At 60.0% G+C, this 22,570-nt stretch carries 23 protein-coding genes and 1 pseudogene; 13 read left to right on the forward strand and 11 right to left on the reverse strand.

The annotated features are described in order from the left end of the window. Positions 1–115: 115 nt before the first annotated feature. Positions 116–1,435, forward strand: coding sequence for a Na+/H+ antiporter NhaC family protein (locus E4O97_RS25680; protein WP_164366002.1), 1,320 nt, complete (start codon positions 116–118; stop codon positions 1,433–1,435). Positions 1,436–1,558: 123 nt separating this feature from the next. Continuing rightward, complete coding sequence (locus tag E4O97_RS25685) at positions 1,559–3,238, forward strand: methyl-accepting chemotaxis protein (protein ID WP_078820849.1); 1,680 nt, start codon at positions 1,559–1,561, stop codon at positions 3,236–3,238. Between the two features lie 4 nt (positions 3,239–3,242). On the opposite strand, the gene yegQ is transcribed toward E4O97_RS25685, so the two are convergent. Continuing rightward, the gene (gene yegQ, locus E4O97_RS25690; protein WP_216091018.1) at positions 3,243–4,556 is read right to left on the reverse strand and encodes a tRNA 5-hydroxyuridine modification protein YegQ; all 1,314 of its coding nucleotides are present in this window, start codon (positions 4,554–4,556) and stop codon (positions 3,243–3,245) included. Between the two features lie 172 nt (positions 4,557–4,728). Here yegQ and E4O97_RS25695 point away from each other — a divergent pair, with 172 nt between their 5' ends. Beyond that, positions 4,729–5,796, forward strand: a complete 1,068-nt coding sequence (locus E4O97_RS25695) for an AI-2E family transporter (protein ID WP_005786879.1) — start codon at positions 4,729–4,731, stop codon at positions 5,794–5,796. Positions 5,797–5,799: 3 nt separating this feature from the next. On the opposite strand, the gene E4O97_RS25700 is transcribed toward E4O97_RS25695, so the two are convergent. The 3 genes from E4O97_RS25700 to E4O97_RS25710 form a co-directional block, all read right to left on the reverse strand. Continuing rightward, positions 5,800–5,982: a hypothetical protein gene (locus tag E4O97_RS25700; protein WP_005786881.1), complete on the reverse strand. Its 183-nt coding sequence runs from the start codon at positions 5,980–5,982 to the stop codon at positions 5,800–5,802. 91 nt (positions 5,983–6,073) lie between these two features. Further along, on the reverse strand, positions 6,074–6,268 hold the full coding sequence (locus tag E4O97_RS25705; protein WP_003190284.1) for a hypothetical protein: 195 nt from the start codon (positions 6,266–6,268) through the stop codon (positions 6,074–6,076). A gap of 219 nt (positions 6,269–6,487) precedes the next feature. After that, complete coding sequence (locus tag E4O97_RS25710) at positions 6,488–6,862, reverse strand: hypothetical protein (RefSeq protein ID WP_078820851.1); 375 nt, start codon at positions 6,860–6,862, stop codon at positions 6,488–6,490. Positions 6,863–7,018: 156 nt separating this feature from the next. Between E4O97_RS25710 and E4O97_RS25715 the strand changes: the two genes are divergently transcribed. Further along, positions 7,019–7,837: a shikimate 5-dehydrogenase gene (locus E4O97_RS25715; RefSeq protein WP_103735439.1), complete on the forward strand. Its 819-nt coding sequence runs from the start codon at positions 7,019–7,021 to the stop codon at positions 7,835–7,837. Between the two features lie 114 nt (positions 7,838–7,951). On the opposite strand, the gene E4O97_RS25720 is transcribed toward E4O97_RS25715, so the two are convergent. After that, positions 7,952–8,602: a DUF480 domain-containing protein gene (locus E4O97_RS25720; RefSeq protein ID WP_248162646.1), complete on the reverse strand. Its 651-nt coding sequence runs from the start codon at positions 8,600–8,602 to the stop codon at positions 7,952–7,954. Positions 8,603–8,718: 116 nt separating this feature from the next. Between E4O97_RS25720 and E4O97_RS25725 the strand changes: the two genes are divergently transcribed. Next, a complete protein-coding gene (locus tag E4O97_RS25725) occupies positions 8,719–9,228 on the forward strand; it encodes a DUF1993 domain-containing protein (RefSeq protein ID WP_005786889.1) in 510 nt (169 codons plus the stop codon). A 68-nt stretch (positions 9,229–9,296) separates the two neighbouring features. Here the strand turns inward: E4O97_RS25725 and sstT are convergent, their stop codons facing one another. After that, complete coding sequence (gene sstT / locus E4O97_RS25730) at positions 9,297–10,517, reverse strand: serine/threonine transporter SstT (RefSeq protein ID WP_078820854.1); 1,221 nt, start codon at positions 10,515–10,517, stop codon at positions 9,297–9,299. Positions 10,518–10,758: 241 nt separating this feature from the next. Between sstT and E4O97_RS25735 the strand changes: the two are divergent. Continuing rightward, positions 10,759–11,912 (forward strand): annotated as a pseudogene (locus E4O97_RS25735) (MFS transporter). 21 nt (positions 11,913–11,933) lie between these two features. Here the strand turns inward: E4O97_RS25735 and nhaR are convergent. Continuing rightward, positions 11,934–12,836: a transcriptional activator NhaR gene (gene nhaR / locus E4O97_RS25740; RefSeq protein ID WP_032876794.1), complete on the reverse strand. Its 903-nt coding sequence runs from the start codon at positions 12,834–12,836 to the stop codon at positions 11,934–11,936. A gap of 134 nt (positions 12,837–12,970) precedes the next feature. Between nhaR and E4O97_RS25745 the strand changes: the two genes are divergently transcribed. The 4 genes from E4O97_RS25745 (at position 12,971) to mnmH (ending at position 16,234) form a co-directional block, all read left to right on the forward strand. Then, positions 12,971–13,222, forward strand: coding sequence for a hypothetical protein (locus E4O97_RS25745; protein ID WP_005786899.1), 252 nt, complete (start codon positions 12,971–12,973; stop codon positions 13,220–13,222). 31 nt (positions 13,223–13,253) lie between these two features. Beyond that, complete coding sequence (locus E4O97_RS25750) at positions 13,254–14,003, forward strand: TerC family protein (protein ID WP_005786902.1); 750 nt, start codon at positions 13,254–13,256, stop codon at positions 14,001–14,003. A 93-nt stretch (positions 14,004–14,096) separates the two neighbouring features. Continuing rightward, positions 14,097–15,131, forward strand: coding sequence for a selenide, water dikinase SelD (gene selD, locus E4O97_RS25755; RefSeq protein ID WP_078820856.1), 1,035 nt, complete (start codon positions 14,097–14,099; stop codon positions 15,129–15,131). Then, positions 15,131–16,234 (forward strand): tRNA 2-selenouridine(34) synthase MnmH, encoded by a 1,104-nt coding sequence (mnmH, locus tag E4O97_RS25760; protein WP_078820857.1) that lies wholly within the window; start codon positions 15,131–15,133, stop codon positions 16,232–16,234. The genes selD and mnmH overlap by 1 nt, the downstream gene beginning before the upstream one ends. Before the next feature lie 109 nt (positions 16,235–16,343). On the opposite strand, the gene E4O97_RS25765 is transcribed toward mnmH, so the two are convergent. Further along, positions 16,344–17,399, reverse strand: a complete 1,056-nt coding sequence (locus E4O97_RS25765) for a permease (RefSeq protein ID WP_248162648.1) — start codon at positions 17,397–17,399, stop codon at positions 16,344–16,346. A 58-nt stretch (positions 17,400–17,457) separates the two neighbouring features. Further along, positions 17,458–18,159, reverse strand: a complete 702-nt coding sequence (locus tag E4O97_RS25770; protein WP_005786910.1) for a hypothetical protein — start codon at positions 18,157–18,159, stop codon at positions 17,458–17,460. 252 nt (positions 18,160–18,411) lie between these two features. On the opposite strand from E4O97_RS25770, the gene E4O97_RS25775 reads away from it, so the two are divergent. The 3 genes from E4O97_RS25775 to hemB all read left to right on the forward strand — a co-directional run bounded on the left by E4O97_RS25775 (position 18,412) and on the right by hemB (position 21,047). After that, complete coding sequence (locus E4O97_RS25775; protein ID WP_216091024.1) at positions 18,412–19,110, forward strand: glutathione S-transferase N-terminal domain-containing protein; 699 nt, start codon at positions 18,412–18,414, stop codon at positions 19,108–19,110. Between the two features lie 3 nt (positions 19,111–19,113). Then, positions 19,114–19,956, forward strand: coding sequence for a PhzF family phenazine biosynthesis protein (locus E4O97_RS25780; RefSeq protein WP_248162651.1), 843 nt, complete (start codon positions 19,114–19,116; stop codon positions 19,954–19,956). Between the two features lie 116 nt (positions 19,957–20,072). Continuing rightward, positions 20,073–21,047: a porphobilinogen synthase gene (hemB, locus tag E4O97_RS25785; protein WP_005786915.1), complete on the forward strand. Its 975-nt coding sequence runs from the start codon at positions 20,073–20,075 to the stop codon at positions 21,045–21,047. A gap of 75 nt (positions 21,048–21,122) precedes the next feature. Here the strand turns inward: hemB and E4O97_RS25790 are convergent, their stop codons facing one another. Together E4O97_RS25790 and E4O97_RS25795 are read right to left on the reverse strand one after the other, a co-directional pair. Beyond that, complete coding sequence (locus E4O97_RS25790) at positions 21,123–21,425, reverse strand: contact-dependent growth inhibition system immunity protein (RefSeq protein ID WP_078820861.1); 303 nt, start codon at positions 21,423–21,425, stop codon at positions 21,123–21,125. Then, a partial coding sequence (locus tag E4O97_RS25795) for an RNase A-like domain-containing protein (RefSeq protein ID WP_248162654.1) occupies positions 21,422–22,570 on the reverse strand: 1,149 nt, incomplete at its 5' end. The genes E4O97_RS25795 and E4O97_RS25790, both read right to left, overlap by 4 nt.

Consider the following 22,570-nt stretch of genomic DNA (forward strand, 5'->3'; position numbering starts at 1 on the left):
CTGCAAAGTGCGCGCCCTCTAATAAGACCTCTTTCAAGCCTGCACGCCGGCAGCTGTTCCCATGGGCCGTGCGCGGGCATGCCTGTCTTTTATGTTTTTGCTTGAGGTAACCATGATTAACGCAGTCATCGCCGCGGTCGGCACCATGCTGGTGCTCAGCCTGTCCCGCGTGCATGTGGTCATCGCCATCATCGTTGGTGCCCTGGTGGGCGGCTTGACCGGTGGCCTGGGGATCGACGCCACGCTCAAAGCCTTCAACGGCGGTCTGGGCGGTGGTGCAACCGTCGCCTTGTCTTACGCACTGCTGGGCGCTTTCGCGGTGGCCATTGCCAAGTCCGGCCTGGCCCATGCGCTGGCAGACAAAGCCTTGCTGCTGGTGGACCGCCAGGAAGCCAGCGGCGGCAGCCACGTCAAATGGCTGTTGATCGGCCTGTTGTGGGTGGTGGCGATTGCCTCGCAGAACATCCTGCCGATCCATATTGCGTTCATTCCGTTGCTGGTACCGCCGCTGTTGTACGTGCTGACCAAGCTGCAACTGGACCGCCGCCTGATCGCGTGTGTGATGACCTTCGGCCTGATCACGCCATACATGTTCCTGCCGGTGGGCTTCGGCAATATCTTCCTCAACCAGATCCTGTTGGCCAACGTGGCCAAGAGCGGCGTGGATATCAGCCAGGTCAACGTCACCCACGCCATGGGGTTGCCGGCGCTGGGCATGGTAGTCGGCCTGCTGGTGGCGGTGTTTGTCAGCTACCGCAAAAAGCGCGTGTACGACCTGGAAAAAATCGAGCGCGTCGAGCAAGTGGCGGTGCAGTACAACCCGCTGACCCTGCTGGTGGCCGGCCTGGCGATTGCCGCGGCGTTCATCATTCAGCTGTGGCTGGACTCGATGATCATCGGCGCCCTGGCCGGGTTTTTGATCTTCTCGGTGTCGGGCATCGTGCGCTGGAGCGACACCGATGACCTGTTCACCGAAGGCATGAAGATGATGGCGATGATCGGCTTCATCATGATCGCCTCGTCAGGCTTTGCCGAAGTGCTCAAGGCCACCGGTGACGTACGCTCACTGGTGGAAGCCTCGGCGGCGTTTATCGGCCATAGCCGTGGGGTAGGGGCGTTGCTGATGTTGTTGGTGGGGCTGTTGGTCACCATGGGCATCGGCTCGTCGTTTTCCACGGTACCGATCCTTGCCGCGATTTTCGTGCCGCTGTGCGTGCAACTGGGCTTCAGCCCGTTGGCCATCGTGTGCATCGTCGGCACCGCCGGTGCATTGGGCGATGCCGGCTCGCCCGCATCGGACTCGACCCTCGGCCCCACCTCCGGCCTGAATATCGACGGCCAGCACCACCATATCTGGGACACCGTGGTGCCGACCTTCCTGCACTACAACATCCCGTTGCTGGCGTTTGGCTGGCTGGCTGCGATGACGCTCTGACGCAAGCACTGCACCTCTACGGTGGCGAGGGAGCTTGCTCCCTCGCCACACAAGCTCGCTCCTACAGAAATCACTTACCTGGCCGTTAACCTCTCAAGTCGCCACTAACAAGAGAGAAAAGCCATGCGTCTGAGTTTGAAGGCCAAAGTCCTGGCCCTTGCCGTTGTGCCGGTGTTGCTGTTTGCCGTGGTCATCAGCCTCACCACCGTGTGGATTCTGCAGGGCCAGGCCCGCAACGAAGTGGATGAAACCCGCCAGCGCCTGCTCGACGATGCCAAAGCCACTTTGCAAGGTTATGTCGAAGTGGCCATGACCACCATCAAGCCGCTCTACGACGCAGCTGCTCCCGGCGATAGCACGGCGCGGGCGCAGGTGGTCAAGTTGCTGTCCAACACCCGCTACGGCAAAGACGGTTATTTCTTCGGCTACGACTCCGAAACCATCCGCCTGTTCAAGGGCAACAGCCCGGACGGCGTAGGCAAAAGCTTCAAGGACAACCGTGACCCCAACGGTGTCTACGTCAATCGCGACCTGGTCAAGGTCGGCAAGGACGGCAGCCACTACTTGCAATACAGCTCGACCCAACCCGGCCAGACCGAACTGGTACCCAAGCTCGGCTACACCGAATACCTGCCCAAATGGGACATGGTTATCGGCACCTCTGTGAACCTGGACGGTATCGAGGCCCAGGTGGCGGTGGTCCAGGACAAGGTCGAACAGCGTATGCAAGGCGTGCTGCTGAGCATCCTTGGCGTGGCTGTGGTGGTGTTGCTGGTGATTGCGGCGGTGGGCATGTTAGTCGCCAATACCATCCTGCGCCCGCTGAACCTGATGAAAGCCAACCTCGACGACATCGCTGCCGGTGAAGGCGACCTGACCCGCCGCCTGGCCATCACCAGCCAGGATGAACTGGGCGACCTGGCCGGTGCGTTCAACCGGTTTGTCGATAAAATCCACGGCCTGGTGCGCCAGATCACCGAAATGACCGCCCAGCTCACCGGGCTGGTGAGCCAGGTGTCCGACCAGGCCCAGCGCTCCGAGCAGGCCATGGAACGCCAGCGTCACGAGACCGACCAGGTGGCCACCGCGATCAACCAGATGTCGTCCGCGGCCCATGAAGTTGCGCGCAGTGCCCAGGGCGCTGCGGTCGCCGCGCAACAGACCGACGCCGAGGGCCAGGCCGCCAAACGCGTGGTGGACGGCAGCATCGCGCAGATTCACGCGCTGGTGAACGATATCCGCAGCAGCGGTGTGTCCCTGGACAGCCTGCAGCAGGATGTGTCGTCGATTGTCAGTGTGCTCGGTGTGATTCGCTCGATTGCCGAACAAACCAACCTGCTGGCGCTCAATGCGGCCATCGAGGCTGCGCGGGCCGGGGAGGCCGGCCGTGGGTTTGCCGTGGTCGCCGATGAAGTGCGCGCCCTGGCCAGCCGTACGCAAAGCAGCACCCAGGAAATCCAGGGCATGATCGATCGCCTGCAAAAGGGCACCGAAGCCGCCGTTGACGCGATGCGCCGCTCCAGCGATGCGGGCGAAGGCACCTCGGCCCAAGCCAACGAAGCCGGGGCGTCCCTCGATACCATGGCCCAGCTGATCGGTACCATTAACTCGATGAACGCGCAGATCGCCAGCGCCGCCGAAGAGCAGACTGCTGTGGCCGAAGAGATCAACCGCAGCGTGCATCAGATTGCCGTGGCGGTGGACAGCGTAGCGGATGAAACCCAGCTCGGCGCCCAGACCTCGCGCAGCCTCGCGGACCTGGGCCAGCGGTTGGGGCAATTGGTCGGTCAATTCAGGATCTGAGGTTCTACAAATCGCGCATCAGTAGGCCAAAACGCAGGTCCATCTCGACCGGCAAGGGCACATACACCGTGTGCCCATCCCCCGGCGCCACCTCAATGGCTTGCCCCTTGGCGTTGTGCAAGGTGGCCAAGTCAAAGTGAAAGTTGCCGGCGGGCGTCATCAATTCCAGGTGATCGCCCGCGGCAAAGCGATTCTTCACCTTGACCTCGGCCAACTCCCCGCGGCGTTCGCCGGTCAATTCCCCAACAAACTGCTGGCGCTCGGACACCGAGCTGCCGTTCTGGTAGTTCTGGTATTCGTCGTGCACATGCCGACGCAGGAAACCTTCGGTGTAGCCGCGCTGGGCCAGGGACTCCAGATTGGTCATCAAGCCGCGATCAAACGCGCGCCCGGCCACCGCGTCGTCGATCGCCTGGCGATACACCTGGGTGGTGCGTGCGCAATAGAAGTGGGATTTGGTGCGGCCCTCGATCTTCAATGAGTGCACGCCCATCTGCGCCAGGCGCTCCACGTGCTGCACGGCGCGCAAGTCTTTGGCGTTCATGATGTACGTGCCATGTTCGTCTTCAAAGGCCGGCATTTGCTCATCGGGACGGTTGGCTTCCTGTAACAGGAATACCTGGTCGGTGGGTGTGCCGAGCCCCAGCGTCGGCTGATGGTGCTGGACGATGTCGCCGGTCGCGTTCTCCACTGCCGGCGTGGCCTGGTATTTCCAGCGGCAGGCATTGGTGCAGGTGCCCTGGTTGGCGTCGCGCTTGTTCATGTAGCCCGACAGCAGGCAGCGCCCGGAATAGGCCATGCACAGGGCGCCATGTACGAACACCTCCAGTTCCATGGTCGGTACGTGCTGGCGGATCTCGCCGATTTCTTCCAGGGACAGTTCCCGCGACAGGATCACCCGGCCAATGCCTTGCTGCTGCCAGAATTGCACGCTGGCCCAGTTCACCGTGTTGGCTTGTACCGACAGATGAATCGGCATCTGCGCGAAATGCTGGCGCACCAGCATGATTAGCCCAGGGTCGGACATGATCAGCGCATCCGGGCCCATGGCGATCACCGGCGCCAGGTCCTTGAGGAAGGTCTTGAGCTTGGCGTTGTGTGGCGCAATGTTCACCACCACATAGAAACGCTTGCCTTGCGCATGGGCTTCCTGGATGCCGAGGGCGAGGTTGGCGTGGTCGAATTCGTTGTTGCGCACGCGCAGGCTGTAGCGTGGTTGGCCGGCGTAAACCGCATCGGCACCGTAGGCGAAGGCGTAGCGCATGTTTTTCAGGGTGCCGGCGGGAGCGAGCAGTTCGGGGGCAATCATCGGGGGCATGGGCGTGGGTCGCAAAAAGGCGCGAGGGTAGTGCAGGGGCGGTCATGGTTTATTGACCCAGGTCTAAACAAGCCGATCTATGCTTGTTCGATAAACAAGGGCACTCCCAGGTTTCGCCGCGGACTAAGCAACAGGGCTGACACCGGCCCGGCTTTTCTCATATGGACCGGACATGAATCAAACCAACCTGCAATTCAAAACCCTGCTGCTATTGCTGGCGCTGGTGACCATCGCCTTTATCTGGATATTGCTGCCGTTCTATGGCGCGGTGTTCTGGGCAGTGATCCTCGGCATCATCTTCGCGCCGATGCAGCGCCGCCTGCAGCAGCGCTTCAGTTGGAACCGCAACCTGACCTCCCTGACCACTTTGATGGTGTGCCTGGTGATCGCGATTCTGCCCGTCATCATTACCAGTGCGTTGCTGGTTCAAGAGGGGGCCACGCTGTATAAAAACGTCGAAAGCGGCAAGCTCGACGTGGCCGGTTACATCGAGCAATTCAAGAACTTCCTGCCGCCGTACTTCCAGCAACTGCTCGATCGCTTTGGCATGGGCAACCTGGAAGGGCTGCGCGAAAAGGTGGTCAAGGGGGCGATGCAGGGCAGTCAGTTCTTCGCTTCCCAGGCGTTCAGCTTCGGCCAGGGCACCTTTGATTTCCTGGTGAGCTTTTTCATCATGCTGTACCTGCTGTTCTTCCTGCTGCGCGATGGCCCCGAGCTGGTGCGCAAGGTGCGCACGGCGGTGCCATTGGCCGAGCCGCAAAAGCGCCGCCTGCAACTCAAGTTCAACCGGGTGGTGCGGGCCACGGTCAAGGGCAACGTACTGGTGGCCGTGACCCAGGGTGCGCTGGGTGGTTTGATCTTCTGGTTCCTGGATATCCCCAGTGCGTTGCTCTGGGCGGTACTGATGGCGTTCCTGTCCTTGTTGCCGGCGGTGGGCGCAGGGATTGTCTGGGCGCCAGTGGCCGTTTATTTCCTGTTGAGCGGCGCCATCTGGCAAGGCGTGGTGCTGGGGCTTTTTGGCGTATTCGTGATTGGCCTTGTGGACAACGTGCTGCGTCCGGTCCTGGTGGGCAAAGATACCAAGATGCCGGACTACCTGATCCTGATCTCGACCCTGGGCGGCTTGTCGGTGTTTGGCCTCAACGGCTTCGTGATCGGGCCGCTGGTGGCGGCCTTGTTCATGTCGTGCTGGGCGTTGTTCGCCGAAACCAAGCCGCGGGTCAAGTTGCCCTTGCCTTAGGTCTCAGGCCTGGAGCCTGAAGTCGGCCGCCAGCCGGCGTTGTGTTTCGGCGTCAGACAACGAAGTGAGCGGGCCGCTGATAGGCTCGCCATCACGTACCACGTACCAGCAGGCAAGCAAGCCGAGCTTGCGCAGAGGGGTGGGAACGGCGCTACCGATGACAGACATGATTTGAACAGTGGGCATAAGGACCTCCAATCGCTATGGAGGCCACCTTAAGGGGTGTCGCTATCCAGGAAAAATCACCTGGCTCGATAGTCGACATCAACGCCAGGCGTTAATCCACCACCTGGTCGAGCATGTTCACCACTTCGTGTTCACTGAGCAGCCCCTTGCGCACCAGGTTTTCAGCCAACAGCGCCAGGAACTTCGCGCTGCGATGGCCTTCAAGGTGCTTGAGCTCGGTCAAGGCGCTGTAGACCTTGCTGGACGTGCAGAGGCCGGCGGTGCGGTGCGGATTCTGGGTGGGCATGTTCGTTCGTCCTTAATTGTTATTGGTGGACCGGGTCGATAGTGAGACTGTTTTATGACGCAACCATGACAGCGCACGCCTGGGCCGATCAAGAGGATATGCGACTCTTGTACTGTGGGATTGTCGTCATAGCGACATTGGCAGGATTAAACCGGACGTTCCAGGCAAAAAAAGGCCCCGCATGTGGGCGAGGCCTGTTCCACTCAAGTCAATTGAAACTTACCAACCGTGCCGGTAGTAGCCGTGGGGAGGGCCGTAGTAGCCGCGAGGCGGGCCATAATAGCCACGGGGAGGCCCGTAGTAGACCGGCGCCGGGCGATAGTAAACCTGCTGCTGCACGTACACCGGTGGTGGCGGCGCGTAATAGACCGGCGGTGGGGCGGCATACACTGGCTGCGGTTGCACATACACCGGCTGTTGCACATAGACCTCACGAGGCTGGCTGGCAACCACGGAGCCGACGACTGCCGCGCCCACAAGTGCACCCAACACTGCCGGGCCACCCCAACCACCACCGTGGGCGGAGGCTTGGCCGGCCATCGCAAGTGCGCCGATAAGCAAGGCGATTCTGGGGATTTTACGCATCATGGTCATTCCTCGGTTAGCCCCTGCGCTTGTGGTCTGCAATCAATAGACCCAAGGATTGTCGCGGGGATACTTTTAAGACAACGTATTTCAAAAAAACAGCACGGCCAGTAGGTAAAGGTTGTGTAAGGTCTGTACCGATTTGCTTACTTCAAGGAGTTACCCATGCAGATGCATCCCAACAAGGACACCCAGCTGTGCATGTCGCTGTCGGCGCGCCCTGGGAACTTTGGCCTGCGTTTTCATAACCATCTGTATGAACAGCTGGGGCTGAATTTCTACTATAAAGCCTTCAGCAGCCAGGATTTAGCCGGCGCGATCGGTGGCATCCGAGCCTTGGGTGTGCGGGGTTGTGGGGTTTCCATGCCGTTCAAGGAGGCGGCCATCGCGCTGGTGGACGAACTCGACGATTCGGTTCAAGCCATTGACTCGCTGAACACTATCGTCAACACCAACGGTCATCTCAAGGCTTACAACACCGATTACATTGCTGTCGAGCAACTGCTGAAGAAGCACGCCGTGCCGAAAGATTCCACCTTCGCCCTGCGTGGCAGCGGCGGCATGGCCAAGGCGGTGGCCAGCGCCTTGCGTGATGGCGGTTATGCCAACGGTGTGATCGTAGCGCGCAATGAGGTGGCGGGCCGGGCATTGGCCAGCAACCTGGGGTATGAGTGGCAGGCGGACCTGGGCGACCTGCGTCCACAAATGCTGATCAATGTGACGCCCATTGGTATGACAGGCGGGGCCGAGGCGGATGCATTGGCGTTCGATGCCGACGCGATTGATCAGGCAGAAACTGTTTTTGATGTGGTGGCAATTCCGGCTGAAACACCGTTGATCGTGCGTGGCCGTGCCAAGGGCAAGCGGGTGATTACCGGGTTGGAGGTCATCGCGATCCAGGCATTGGAGCAGTTTGTGCTTTATACAGGCGTGCGCCCGACTCAGGAGCAGTTCGAGGCGGCAGTAGCCTTCGCCCGAAGCTAAAAACTTACACAAATCCACTGTGGGGCTTGCTCGCGAATAAGGTGTGTCAGTCAATGGATTCTTAACTGATGCACCACTATCGCAGGCAAGCCAGCTCCCACATGTTTATCTGCGTTATACCTGTTCCAACTGCGCCAGCCGTTCTTCCAGTGCGGAAATCCGCGCTTCCAGCTCTTCGATCCGTTCCACCGAAACAGCCCCCGCGCTACGCTCTACTGGATTGCCTCGCGCGGTCATGATCGCTTCAATATCCGCCGGATCCCCCAGCGCGTGGGTATACCGATCTTCCCGCTGGCCCGCCTGGCGCGGCACCAATACCGCCAACCCTCGGGCAATCAGGCGTTCCAGCTGGTGAACGACCTGCTCGGCATCTTCAAAGTCATGCATACGCCCGCTACGGGTCAGCAACTCGTTGACCGTCTGCGGCCCCCGCAGAAACAGCAACCCGGTCAAGATCACTTGGGCCGGCACCAGTTCCAACGCCTTGTCCACACGGTGTTCCCAGCGGTCGGCACGGCTACCCATCACCAGGCGGGTAAAGCCTTGGCCCTCCAGCGCGCGCAGGCTTTGGCCGACCTGGCCCTGGCTGAGGTTCATCACTGGCTCACGGCTGGTTTTCTGATTGCAGGCCAGCACCAGGGCGTTGAGTGTCAGGGGATAGGTTTCGGGGTGGGTCGCCTGTTTTTCGATCAGGCAGCCGAGGATGCGGATTTCCGTGCTGTTCAGGCGCGGCTCAGGGGTGTCGGTGTCATGTTCGGCGGTCATCGCGCGTTCCCTATGCAGTGAAGGTCACCAGCGTAATCCTCAAAAAATAAAAGACAAGCGCCGGGCATGGCTATAATCGCCGCTGGTTCCAACCCTGCCATTATCGTGAGACTGACATGACTATTTCCCTGTACGCCGCTTCTATCCCAGTCTTCAAGCAAATGCTCAACGCATTGAGCGATGTGCTGAACAAAGCCGAAGCCCACGCTACTGCAAAGAACATCGAGCCCAATGCCCTGCTGCAAGCGCGCCTGTTCCCGGATATGTTCCCACTGGTGCGCCAGGTACAGATCGCCGTGGACTTCGCCAAAGGCGTGTCGGCACGCCTGGCCGAGATCGAAGTGCCCAAGTACGAAGACACTGAAGTCACCTTCGCCGACCTGCAAGCGTTGATCGCCAAGGTCCTGGCGTTTGTCGACACCATCAAGCCCGAGCAGATCGATGGCAAGGAAGGCATCGAGATCGTCACCCGCCCAGGCACGCCGAAAGAGAAGCGCTTCAGCGGCCAGTCCTACCTGTTGACCTACGGCCTGCCGCAGTTCTTCTTCCACGTCACCACCGCTTACGCCCTGCTGCGTCATAACGGTGTGGAAGTGGGCAAGCGCGATTACATGGGCGCGTTCTAAACCGGTAAGCATAAAAAAGCCCGGTGTCGTTCGTGAATGAACGGCACCGGGCTTTTTTTGCGAGGCGTTTAAGCTGCCTGTTCTTCCTTGCCCAGGCACGCCGCCGCAGTAAACAACACATCGGTAGACGAATTCAGCGCCGTTTCCGCCGAATCCTGCAGGACGCCAATGATGAAACCGACGGCCACCACCTGCATGGCGATTTCACTTGGAATGCCGAACAGGCTGCACGCCAGTGGAATCAGCAGCAGCGAGCCGCCCGCTACACCGGAGGCCCCACAGGCGCAAATGGCCGCGACCACGCTGAGCAGCACCGCGGTCGGCAGGTCCACGGCAATCCCGAGGGTGTGCACGGCCGCCAGGCTTAGCACGGTGATGGTGATTGCCGCACCGGCCATATTAATGGTGGCACCGAGCGGAATCGACACCGAATAGGTGTCTTCATGCAGGCCCAGGCGCTTGCTCAACGCCAGGTTGACCGGAATGTTCGCCGCCGAGCTGCGGGTGAAGAAGGCGGTGATGCCGCTTTCACGCAAGCACATCAGCACCAATGGGTACGGGTTGCGGCGCAGTTTCCAGAACACGATGGCAGGGTTGATCACCAGCGCGACGAACACCATGCAGCCGATCAACACCACCAGCAGGTGCGCATAGCCGAGCAGGGCGCCGAAACCGGAGGTGGCCAGGGTCGAGGCCACCAGGCCGAAGATGCCCAGCGGGGCGAAGCGGATGACCACGCGTACGATCAGGGTCACGCCGTTGGACAGGTCGTCCAGCACCGTGCGGGTGGTTTCACCGGCATGGCGAATGGCGACACCCATGCCGATGGCCCAGGCCAGGATACCGATGAAGTTGGCATTCATCAGTGCGCTGACCGGGTTATCCACCACGCTGAGCAACAGGCTTTGCAGCACCTCGCCAATGCCGCCGGGAGCGCTCACCGTGGCGTCATGGGTGGCCAGTACCAGAGAGGAGGGGAACAACGTGCTGGCGACCACTGCGACCACGGCGGCGGAAAAGGTGCCGAGCAGGTACAGGAACAGGATCGGGCGGATATGGGTTTCCTGGCCATGCTTATGGTTGGCAATCGAGGCCATGACCAGCACAAACACCAGGATCGGCGCGACGGCCTTCAGCGCCGTGACAAACACCTTGCCGATAAAGCCCGTGGCGCGTGCGGCCTCGGGGAACAGCAAGGCCAGCACGATCCCGGCGATCAGGCCGATGACAATTTGGGTGACCAGGCTGACGCGCATTAAACGTTGCAACAGGGAAGGGGCAGCAGTCATAAAGAGTTGTCTCTAGTTTTTTTAGTAGGGCACAGCATTGCAGGCAGAAAGTACTGTAGGAAGCAGGCGCGAAGTCTAGCATGCTGTAGGACGCGTCTCGTTCGCTGCGGCATTCCGTCACCCGTTTACGTCGGATTTGGTCAAGCCCCGACATGTTCTGTTAAGATTCACCCCTCTCATCTTTCCTCTCTATCAGCGAGCCCTTCGGGCTGTCGTTGATGTCGCTGTTTCTGGAGTTTGCATGTTGTTCCCTATCTTGCTGCTGTCGGCAGCCGGTTTTACCGTGCTGACCACAGAATTCGTGATCGTCGGCTTGTTGCCCTCGATCGCCCGGGACCTGAATGTCAGTGTGTCCCAGGCCGGGCTGCTGGTGACGCTCTTCGCGTTTACCGTGGCGGCGTTCGGCCCCTTCCTGACCGCCTACTGCGCGCGGTTCCAGCGCAAGCGTCTGTTTATCAGCATCCTGATCATGTTTGCGGTGGCCAATACCGTGGCGGCATTGGCGCCCAATATTTGGATAATGTCCCTGGCTCGCTTGATTCCGGCGTTGGGCTTGCCGGTGTTTTGGGCCTTGGCCAGCGAAACGGCGGTGGACATTGTCGGCCCTGAATTCGCCGGGCGTGCCATTGAAAAATCGGCTTCGGCATCGTCTGCGCCACCGTGTTCGGGATTCCGGTAGGCACGCTGATTGCCGATATGTTCGGTTGGCGCACCGCCTTTGCAGTGCTTGCGGTGATTGCCCTGGCCAAGGCGTTATTGCTGTTCATTTACCTGCCGGTCACCCAGGCAAAGAACGAGCAAGTCACCTTGCGCTCGCAATTCAAGATCCTGCGCAGCCCGGTGATGCAGGGCCACATCCTGCTGTCGATCCTGGTCTTCAGCGGCATGTTCACCGCCTATACCTACCTGGCGGATATCCTTGAGCGCCTGGCAGGGTTCGACGGCACGCTGGTGGGGTGGTGCCTGATGGGCTTCGGCGCGGTCGGGCTGATCGGCAATTCCCTCGGCGGGCGCGCGGTGGATCGTCACCCCTTGATTGCGTCCATAGTGTTCTGCGGGTTTATGATCGCGGGCATGGTGGCAGTGGTGCCGGCGATTCATTCCACCATTGGCCTGGCGGCAGCGATGGCGGTATGGGGCGTGACCCAGGCGGCGATGTTCCTGGTCAGCCATGTGCGATTGATGAAGGCGGCGCCCCACGCGCCGGCGTTTGCCGCCTCGCTGAATATCGCCGGGGCCAATCTCGGCATTGGCCTGGGTGCAATGGTGGGTGGGCATGTGATTGACACCCTGGGCCTGGGCAGCCTGGGCTTTGCCGCCTCAGGGTTCATCCTGGTGTCGATCCTGCTCGCACTGTGGCTGATGAGCGCCAAACCTCGCGCGGCCAGCGCCTGATCAAAGGGGCGTGCAGTTTTTTCAGGGCAGGGCGGTAAACAACTCGCGTCTTGCCCCTTCGGTAATCGCCACGATGCCGGGGTGCTTGACCTTGCGCTCCACCGAGATCGCATAGAACGACTCGGTCACCGCGTCGGTCTGGCCGATCAGCGCCACGCCGTATTGGCGCACCACCTCATCGGCAATCACGCTGGGGGCGATGAAGATTCCGCTGCCGGATTGCCCAAACGCTTGCATCAACGCACTGTCGTCGAATTCACCGATGATCCGCGGTTGAATCTGCTGCTCGGCAAACCAGCGCTGCAACCGGCTGCGCACTACGGTCTCTGCCCCCGGAATCAATAACGGCGCACCGTGCAAACACTGTGGGAAATCGCCGCCATGCTGGTCAGCCAACGCCTGGGTGGCGAAAAAACTGATGCCGCATTCCCCCAGTTTCTGGCTGTAGCCCTTGATGTCCAGATGGCTCGGCATCGGGCTGTCGGAAATCACCAGGTCCAGGCGCTGGATCGCCAGGTCGGCGAGTAAACGTTCGAGTTTGTCTTCGCGGCAGGTGATGCGCAGCGGTTCGCTCAGCTCCATGGTGGGGGCGATCAGGCGGTAGACGATGGATTTTGGCACCACATCCGCCACGCCGACCCTGAACGGGATCTGTTGCTCATCGGGCTGAGCGCGCAGCATCGTCTCAAGTTCGTTGCCCGTCTGGAACATCTGCTCGGCGTAGGGCAGCGCCTGGCGCCCGGCTTCGGTCAGCTCAAGCTGGCGCCCCACCCGCTGAAACAGAGCAATGCCAAAGGTTTGCTCCAATAGGCTGATCTGCCCGCTGATAGTCTGGGGCGTGAGGTTCAGTTGTTCGCAGGCGCGCACGATGCTCCCAGTCTTGGCCACCACCCAAAAGTAATGCAGTTGTCGATAATTGAGCATCGCGGTCTACACTTCGTAAAAATCGAAGTATACGCGAGAAAAATACGAATTTTACTGAACTGTTTGCCTGCATAGAATGCCTCGCTATCGCGGGGCCACTATTTGGACCCAATGGTTCTAATGAGGAATACAGCATGAAACTCAATTCCCTGGGCGCGGCGTCGCTGCTTGCGCTTTCATTGGTGATGATCGGCGGTTGTGATCAGGTCGAGAAAAGCGCGCAGCAAGTGTTGGGCAAAGCCAGCGAATCGGCCAAGCAAGCGATCGATGACACCCAGAAGGCTGCCGAGCAGGCATTGAGTGAAGCGACCCAGGGCTTGATCAATCCGCAGAAGAAAGATGATCAGGAAGAAAAAGACGCTGAATCGAACACCCAAGAAACCTAATTTCCAAGCACTACCACGTCAGGACTGACCTATGGATTACCTTTTACAACTGGCCGCCAGCCCCACCGCCTGGGTCGCACTGGCTACCTTGATCGTCATGGAAATCGTGCTGGGCATCGATAACCTGATCTTTATCTCGATCCTCACCAACAAACTACCCGAGCAGCACCGGGCCAAGGCGCGGCGCATCGGTATCAGCATGGCGCTGGTATTGCGCCTGGGCCTGTTGAGCACCATCGCCTTCATCGTGCAGTTGACGGCGCCGGTGTTTGAAGTGTTCGGCCAGGCGTTCTCCTGGAAGGACATGATCCTGATCGCCGGTGGCCTGTTCCTGGTGTGGAAGGCAACCACCGAAATCCATCACAGCATGGACCCGGAGCCTGAAGAGAAAGCAACGGTTGGCAACACCGTGGCCATCGGCTTCGCGGCGGCCATCGGGCAGATCCTGTTGCTCGACCTGGTGTTCTCCATCGACAGTATCATCACTGCCGTGGGCATGACCGAGCACTTGCCTATCATGATCATTGCCGTGGTGACCTCGGTGATCGTGATGCTGGTGGCGGCCGAACCGTTGGCCAAGTTCATCAATGACAACCCGACCGTGGTGATGCTGGCCCTGGGCTTTTTGATCATGATCGGCATGACGCTGATCGCCGAAGGCTTCGGCGCCCACGTGCCAAAAGGCTACGTGTATGCGGCCATGGCGTTCTCGGCGGCTATCGAATGCCTGAACATCGCACGGCGTAATCGCCACAAGCGTTTGCTCGCTGCCCGCGAGTAACCGCTGACCCAAAAGGCCGGCTGCGCTCACAAGAGCCCAGCCGGCCTTTTGCTGTCTGTTAGAATCGGCCCACTTGATAGCTTGAGGTCTTCCATGAACGAGCCGATTCGCCTTACCCAGTACAGCCACGGTGCGGGTTGCGGCTGCAAGATTTCGCCCCAGGTGTTGGAGGTGATCCTTGCCGGCAGTGGCGCACAGAACCTGGACCCCAACCTGTGGGTGGGCAACGCTTCACGCGATGATGCGGCGGTATACGCCATTGACGACGAGCGCGGCGTGGTCTCCACCACGGACTTTTTCATGCCGATAGTCGACGATCCCTTCGACTTCGGCCGCATCGCTGCCACCAATGCCATCAGCGACATTTATGCCATGGGCGGCGACCCCTTGATGGCCATCGCTATTCTTGGCTGGCCGGTCAACGTGCTGGCGCCGGAGATTGCCCGCGAAGTCATCCGCGGGGGCCGTTCGGTGTGCGACGCTGCCGGTATCCCGCTGGCGGGTGGGCATTCCATTGACGCCCCGGAGCCGATCTTTGGCCTGGCCGTTACCGGGATCGTGCAAAAGCGCCACATGAAGCGCAACGACACTGCCACTGCCGGCTGCAAGCTGTACCTGACCAAGCCTTTGGGCATCGGTATCCTCACCACCGCCGAAAAGAAGGGCAAGTTGCGCGAGGCCGACGTCGGCCTGGCCCGTGACTGGATGTGCACCCTCAACAAGCCTGGCAGCCGTTTCGGCAAGTTGGCCGGTGTCACTGCGATGACAGACGTTACCGGTTTCGGCCTGCTCGGCCACTTGGTGGAAATGGCTGACGGCAGTGGCCTGACGGCCCGCATCGAGTATGCAAAAGTCCCACGTCTGCCAGGGGTTGAGTACTACCTGGACCAGGGCTGCGTACCGGGCGGCACCTTGCGCAACTTCGACAGCTACGCCAGCAAGCTCGGGCGCGTGCAGGAGTTGCACAAGCGCGTGCTGTGCGACCCACAGACCAGCGGTGGCCTGCTGATCGCCGTCACCCCCGAAGGCGATAGCGAGTTTCACGCGGTAGCCGCCGAACTGGGCCTGAACCTTGAGCCAATCGGCGAACTGCTTGAGCGACAGACCAACGCGGTAGAGGTGATTTGATGGCAACTGACATCACCGATTACCGCGACATCTTCCTCAATGACCGGCCGATGATGGATACCCGCGCGCCGGTCGAATTCGTCAAGGGCGCGTTCCCCGGGGTGGTCAACCTGCCGCTGATGACCGACGACGAGCGCCAGCGGGTGGGCACCTGCTACAAGCAGCAAGGCCAGCAAGCTGCAATCGTCCTGGGCCATGAGCTGGTCTCTGGATCGATCAAGGCCGAGCGCATCGAGCAATGGGCGCAGTTTGCCCAGGCTAATCCGGATGGCTACCTGTACTGCTTTCGTGGTGGGCTGCGTTCGCAGATCGTGCAGCAATGGTTGAAAACCGAAGCGGGCATCGAGTATCCGCGTGTCGGCGGTGGCTACAAGGCAATGCGTACGTTCCTGCTGGAGACCCTGGAACAGACGACCGCTGAATGCGATTTCGTGCTGCTTGGCGGTATGACCGGTACCGGCAAGACGGAGGTATTGGGTCAACTGCGCAACGCCCTGGACCTGGAGGGCCATGCCAACCATCGGGGTTCCAGCTTCGGCAAGCGTGCCACCGCGCAACCGTCCAATATCGACTTCGAGAACCGCCTGGCGGTGGACCTGTTGAAGAAACGCGCAGCGGGCATTGGCCAGTTCGTGGTCGAGGACGAGAGCCGCATGATCGGCAGCTGTGCGCTGCCACTGCCATTGCACAAGGGGATGCAGACGTTTGCGATGGTGTGGCTGGAAGACAGCGTTGAGGGCCGCGTCGAGCGCATCCTGAAGGATTACGTGGTCGACCTGTGCGCCGAGTTCATTGACGTGTTTGGTGAACGCGGCCAGCTATTATTTGCCGAGCGCCTGACCCAAAGCCTGGTCAATATTCACAAGCGTCTGGGCGGCGAACGTTTCCAGCGGCTGCAGGCGATTTTGCAGGACGCCCTGGCGGAACAGGCGCGCAGCGGTGCAGTGGACCTGCACCGCGTGTGGATCGAAGGCTTGTTGCGCGAGTATTACGACCCGATGTATGCGTTCCAGCGCGAGAGCAAAGGCGCTCGGATCGAGTTTGCCGGGGAGCAAGAGGCGGTGGTGGAATATTTGCGTGAACGGGCAGCTCGGGTGGGGTGATCTTTCGGACGCCATCGCAGGCAAGCCAGCTCCCACCTTTTGAAGTGTGAATACATACAAAGGTGGGAGCTGGCTTGCCTGCGATGAGGCCATCAGCCCCACTGAAAATCTAAAGAATCACCGCCCCAATCAACCCACACACCACTCCCACCAGCATGGTCAACCCGGCCACCGTCACCAGTACCCGTGCATCGAAATCCTTGCGCAGCATCAGCAGCGACGGCAGGCTCACGCTCGGCAGGGTCATCAGCAGGGCAACGGCCGGGCCGGTGCCCATGCCCAGGGTCATCATGGTTTGTACGATGGGTATTTCTGCCGCTGTAGGAATCACGAATAACGTACCGACGATCGCCAGCGGCACCAGCCACACCAGGCTGTTGGCCATCGCCCCGTCCACATGGGGGAACAGCCATACCCGCGCCGCGCCGAGGATCAGCACCGCCAGGATATATACCGGGATAGTGCTCCAGAACAACTGCCACAGGGTGCGTAACCAGCGGCTCAGGAACGGTTGCGACTCCGCCGTGCTGACGTCGGCAACGGCTTCCAGCGCGGCTTCCGGTACTTGGTCCGGGCGCGCAATGCGCTGTGCCACCAAAGACACGCCCACCACCAGCACAATCCCCGCCACCAGCCGCAACGCAGTGAAACCCCAGCCCAGCACAAACCCCATGAACACCAGCGTGGCCGGGTTCAACACCGGGTTGGCAATCCAGAACGCCAGCGCCGCGCCCACCGACACCTGCTGACGGCGCATGCCCGCCGCCACTGGCGCTGCACAGCAACTGCACATCATTCCCGGCAAGGCAAATAGCCCGCCGCGCAGGGTCGAGCCCAGCCCGGCGCGGCCAAACAGGCGCAGCAGCCAGTCGCGAGGGATCAGTACTTGCAGTAATGAACCGAGGATCACCGCCAGCACTGCGGCTTTCCAGATCGCCAGGAAATACACTTGGGCGTAGGCCAGCGCCGCTGTCAGGGGCGAGCTTTGCTGGTCATTGAGAATCGAGGCGCCAATGCTGTGGTTGTCCGCCGCTACAAACGCCTTGAGGTAGTAGGGCGACCATTTCACATAGTAGAGGCCGATGCAGGCCACCAGCAGAAACAGGGCAGGCTTGTACCAGAACGACCAGCCCCGATTGGGCTGGGAGGACGCGAGGTTGGACATGAAGAGGATCCGCAGGTGAGTCGATAGCCGGGCATCATACGCCCCTGCGGCTCACGCTTCAGATATCTGCACTGACCTGGGTCGGATCCGGGCAGGTTTCATCGCCGTTATTCAGCCCCTGCTTATAGTTGCGACTGAGCAGCGAGGCCTTGCCGTTGTGCCAGGTCAGCGTCAATACGTACAGGGAGTCATAGTCATTGCCAGACCAGTCATCGGTGAGGGTGTGCTTTTCGCCGGACGCTTCGCTGGCGACTTTGTTGATCAGCTCCGGCAGGTAACCATGGGACCAGGCCGTGTAGATCGTCGCGTTGCGGTACTTGTCCTCGACCAGTTCTTCGGCCAGGGCGCTGGTGTCATTCGCTGAGAATTCGATGTTCACCGGTAGGCCAAGCTTGATCGCGCTGGGGCTGATGGTAATCAGTGGGCGAATGTAGCTGTAGGAATTGTCCAGTTCACCTTCCTCGACATTGCGTGTCGGGTTGGCGGCAAACACGTAGTTGGCCTTGCCAAACTTCTCCGGCAGGACAGTAGCCAGGTTCATGGCACGGTTCAGGCCCTGGCAATTGAGCTGGCCCAGGCCACCGGCCGGTTTTTCGCCGTGGCGCAGGAATACCAGGGTTTGCACGCCGTCCACGGGTTGGGCACGGCTTTCACGGGCGTCGAGAGCGGTGACGATGGCCGCGCTGACCAGCAGCAGCGGCAACATCATGTATGAATAACGTTTGAATCGTTGCACAAGGCGCAGAGGCTTGATCTTCATTATAGGTTCGAGTCTTCGTGCGTCGGGTTAAGGCGGACAGGCCCGGCCCCAGTGACGCGGCAAGCGTCCTGCGGTATTCCCTGTCGATATAGCAAGGTGCCTCCATTCACCCTTCGGGCGCTCTTAAGAGTGCAATCGGGCGTTTTGGTTCGCCCAGAGGGGATACTAGTGGGCAAATGTTGCGCAACGATGACCCATGCACGGTGGCGGGCAGATGACTATCATGAGGGCTTTCCGTCCAGGGGGTTCTCGATGAACGCACTCGCCGCTTTCCCGATCAACAGCAAATGGCCTGCCCAGCACCCGGATCGCCTGCAGTTGTATTCGTTGCCCACGCCCAACGGCGTCAAGGTGTCGATCATGCTCGAAGAACTGGGGCTGCCCTATGAAGCGCACAAGGTCAGTTTCGACACTCAGGATCAGATGTCCCCGGAGTTCATGTCCCTGAACCCCAACAACAAGATCCCCGCGATCATTGATCCTAACGGCCCGAGCGGGCAGCCGCTGGCGCTGTTCGAGTCCGGCGCGATCCTGATCTACCTGGCGGAAAAGACCAGCCAGTTGCTTTCCGAAGACCCGGCCACCCGCTATGAAACCCTGCAGTGGCTGATGTTCCAGATGGCCGGGATCGGCCCGATGTTCGGCCAGGTGGGGTTCTTCAACAAGTTCGCCGGCAAGTCTTATGAAGACAAGCGCCCGCGTGACCGCTACGCCGCTGAAGCCCGGCGCTTGCTGGGCGTTCTGGAAAAACGCCTGCTGGGTCGCACCTGGATCATGGGGGACGAGTACAGCATTGCCGACATCGCCACTTTCCCCTGGATTCGCAACCTGATCGGTTTCTACGAATCCGGCGACCTGGTGGGCATTGCCGATTTCCCTAACGTACTGCGCGCATTGGACGGCTTTGTCGCACGTCCGGCGGTCATCCGTGGCCTGAGTATTCCGAGCTGAAGCATGTCGACTTTCGAGTTCCAACAACTGGATGTATTCAGCCGCGTACCGCTTAAAGGTAACCCGTTGGCCGTGGTGCTCGGCGCCGATAGCCTCACTGATCAGCAGATGGCCGACTTTGCCAACTGGACCAATCTCAGCGAAACCACGTTTTTGCTGAAACCCAGGGATCCACGGGCCGACTACCGCGTACGCATTTTCACCACCCTCACGGAACTGCCGTTTGCCGGCCACCCGACGTTGGGCAGTTGCCACGCCTGGTTGCAGGCCGGTGGTGTACCCCGAGGTGAGGAGATTGTTCAGGAGTGCGAAATCGGTCTGGTGCGCATCCGCCGCCAAGGTGATGAACTGGCGTTTATCGCGCCGCCGTTGTTGCGTGCAGGGGTCGTGGAGGCGCCGTTGCTGGAACGCGTGCGTCTGGCATTGAAGCTGGCGCCCGAGGCGATTGTGCGCAGCCAGTGGGTCGACAATGGTGCCGGGTGGCTGGCGGTGATGCTGGCTGATCGTGACGCGGTGCTCGCGTTGCAACCGGACTATGCGCAACTGCTGGGCCTGGCCGTGGGGGTGATCGCTCCCTGTGATCCGGTGCGTGACGCGGTAGACGCGCAATTTGAAGTGCGCGCCTTTATCGCTGGCGACGGCGCCCCTGAAGACCCGGCCACCGGCAGTTTGAACGCAGGTGTTGCCCAATGGCTGCTCGCCGAGGGCTTGGCGCCCAGCCGTTATGTGGTCAGCCAAGGCACGGCGATGGGGCGAGCAGGGCGTATTCACATCGAGCGCCAGGGCGATGAGGTGTGGGTCGGCGGCGCCGTAGCGCTGTGTATCCAAGGGCAGCTACAGCTCTAGATCAATAAATTGTTACGCGCCTGGCAATACACTATTGGCCCCTTGGCATTTGTGTTGCCGGGACTTGGGGGCATAAGCTTTGGCCCCAAAGATTTCAGCCATTTTTCAGGAAAGCCATGACCAGTCAGTTCCCCCAAGCCCGCCCACGCCGCCTGCGCCGCTCCCCGCAACTGCGTGGCTTGTTCCAGGAAAGCGAATTCACCCTTAACGACCTGGTGTTGCCGATCTTCGTTGAAGAAGAAATTGACGATTTCGTGCCGATTACCAGTATGCCGGGCGTGCTGCGTATCCCGGAGAAGAAACTGGCCGGCGAGATCGAGCGTTACGCCCGTGCCGGCATCAAGTCGGTAATGACCTTCGGCGTGTCCCACCACCTCGACGCCAACGGCAGCGATACCTGGAAAGAGCGCGGCCTGGTTTCGCGCATGTCCTCGATCATCAAGGACGCGGTGCCGGAAATGATTGTGATGTCTGACACCTGCTTCTGCGAATACACCGACCACGGCCATTGCGGCGTGATGCACGGTGCCCATGTCGACAACGACGCAACCCTGGTCAACCTCGGCAAACAAGCTGTGGCCGCTGCCCGCGCCGGCGCCGACGTGATCGCTCCGTCCGCCGCCATGGACGGCCAGGTCCAGGCCATCCGCCGCGCCCTCGACGACGCCGGTTTCACCCACATCCCGATCATGGCCTACTCGACCAAATTCGCCTCGGCCCTTTACGGCCCCTTCCGCGAAGCGGGCGGCAGCGCCCTCAAGGGCGACCGCAAAAGCTACCAGATGAACCCGATGAACCGCCGTGAAGCCGTGCGCGAATCGCTGCTGGACGAACAGGAAGGTGCCGATGCGCTGATGGTCAAGCCAGCCGGCGCTTACCTCGACATCATCCGCGACATCCGCGAGGCGTCACGCCTGCCCGTCGCGGCGTATCAGGTGAGCGGTGAGTACGCGATGATCAAGTTTGGCGCACAGGCGGGGGCGATTGATGAAGACCGGGTGGTGCGCGAGACATTGGGGTCGATCAAGCGGGCGGGGGCGGATTTGATTTTTACCTACTTTGCGATGGATTTGGCGTTGGCGGGGATCTAAAGGCGTCGCTGAACCTGTGGCGAGCGAGCTTGCTCGCGTGGGGCTGCCTAGCAGCCCCGTATCTCGGCCAGAAAATTATTTAATGGCGTTCTTTAATGCTAAGGCAACATGGTTTAACCACGTTTCCCCATCATTCCATTCATTAGGGTAATAGTAATAACAGCCGATATCAGAGAGTAAAAAGTCTTGAAGCTCTTGCTCTGTTTTTTTGGCTGATACCAGCTTTTCTAGCTCTAATAGCACTATTACTATCGTATCTTCAGACGATTCCGAGATAAAAAAATCAATTACGTCGTTTGCGCTTTTGTGATCATCAACCCAATCTTGATTGAAGTACCCAGCAAGAAATTGCTGTAGCTCGGGGTAGTCTTTGTTCATGGGTTTGGAAAGCCTGTGTGAATTCGATATCCAGTATGCATTTTTTGGTCTCTGCGAATAATTAAGTAAATTTCTTTTCCGGGTACAGATGTCGTAGTGTTCTTTCTGAAACTTGTGCCTATTGGCTCTTGGGATGGTTGAGTGATGACTATCTGCTGGTTGTTTCCTTGTAGGAAGTCTTTGATTTTGTCTTGATTGTTATCCAATACCTTTGAAATGGCGAGTTCAGCTGTTGCGCGATCATGAAAAGTAGAGGCTGCCGGGATATGTGGTTCCCGCCTCAAGCGGTCAAGCAATTGTTGATCCGTTCTACCGACATGCTTTTCCATAAGATGTCCTCCTGCCGCCTCATGTGCGGCTAAACCTCCTCCTGGAACGATTACGCTATAAGGCCCTTCAGGGCAGCTTGTTTTTTTACAGCTTAGTCCCAGCGGATCCACCCACCCTGTGGGATTGGGCACGTACTGGTACGCGTTGATCCCACCCGCCAACTTCACCGGATCCGGCGTCAGGTAACGACCAATATCCGGATTGTAGTAGCGATGGCGGTTGTAGTGCAGCCCGCTTTCCGGATCGAAATACTGACCCTGGAAACGCACCGGATTGTCGATTTTGCCTACGTCCAGGCGGGCGATCTGGCCGTAGGCGCGGTAGTGGGCGGACCAGACGATTTCGCCTTCGGTGTCGGTCAGTTCTTGCGGCGTGCCTAGGTGGTCGAGTTGGTAGTGGTAGGGCTTGGTCTCTTTTGGGCCGAAACCTTCCAATAGCGCCAGTGGGCGGAAGCTGTTCGGTTCGTAAATGTAGCTGCGGTGGCGTTCCGCATGGTGCTCGGCAATCAGCTTGTCGGCTTGCCAGAAAAACTCCGTGGTCTTGCCATCCACGGTTTTGCTGACACGCCGCCCAAACGGGTCATAGCGGTAACTGGCCGTTTGACCATCCGGCTTTGTGATGGTGATTAACCGATGCTGGCAGTCGTAGCGGTATTCGGTGACGAGTTGATGGCCCTTACCGCGCCGCTCGCGGATCAGGTTGCCGAAGGCGTCGTAGTCGTAATGGCGGTCGCCCTGGATCATCAGGCGGTTGCCGGCAACGATGTCCGGGCCGGGGCGGTCTTGCATCAGCAGGTTGCCCGCCGGGTCGTGGGC

Origin of the sequence: Pseudomonas sp. W15Feb34 (genome assembly GCF_023127765.1) — a bacterium.
GTDB lineage: Bacteria > Pseudomonadota > Gammaproteobacteria > Pseudomonadales > Pseudomonadaceae > Aquipseudomonas > Aquipseudomonas synxantha_A.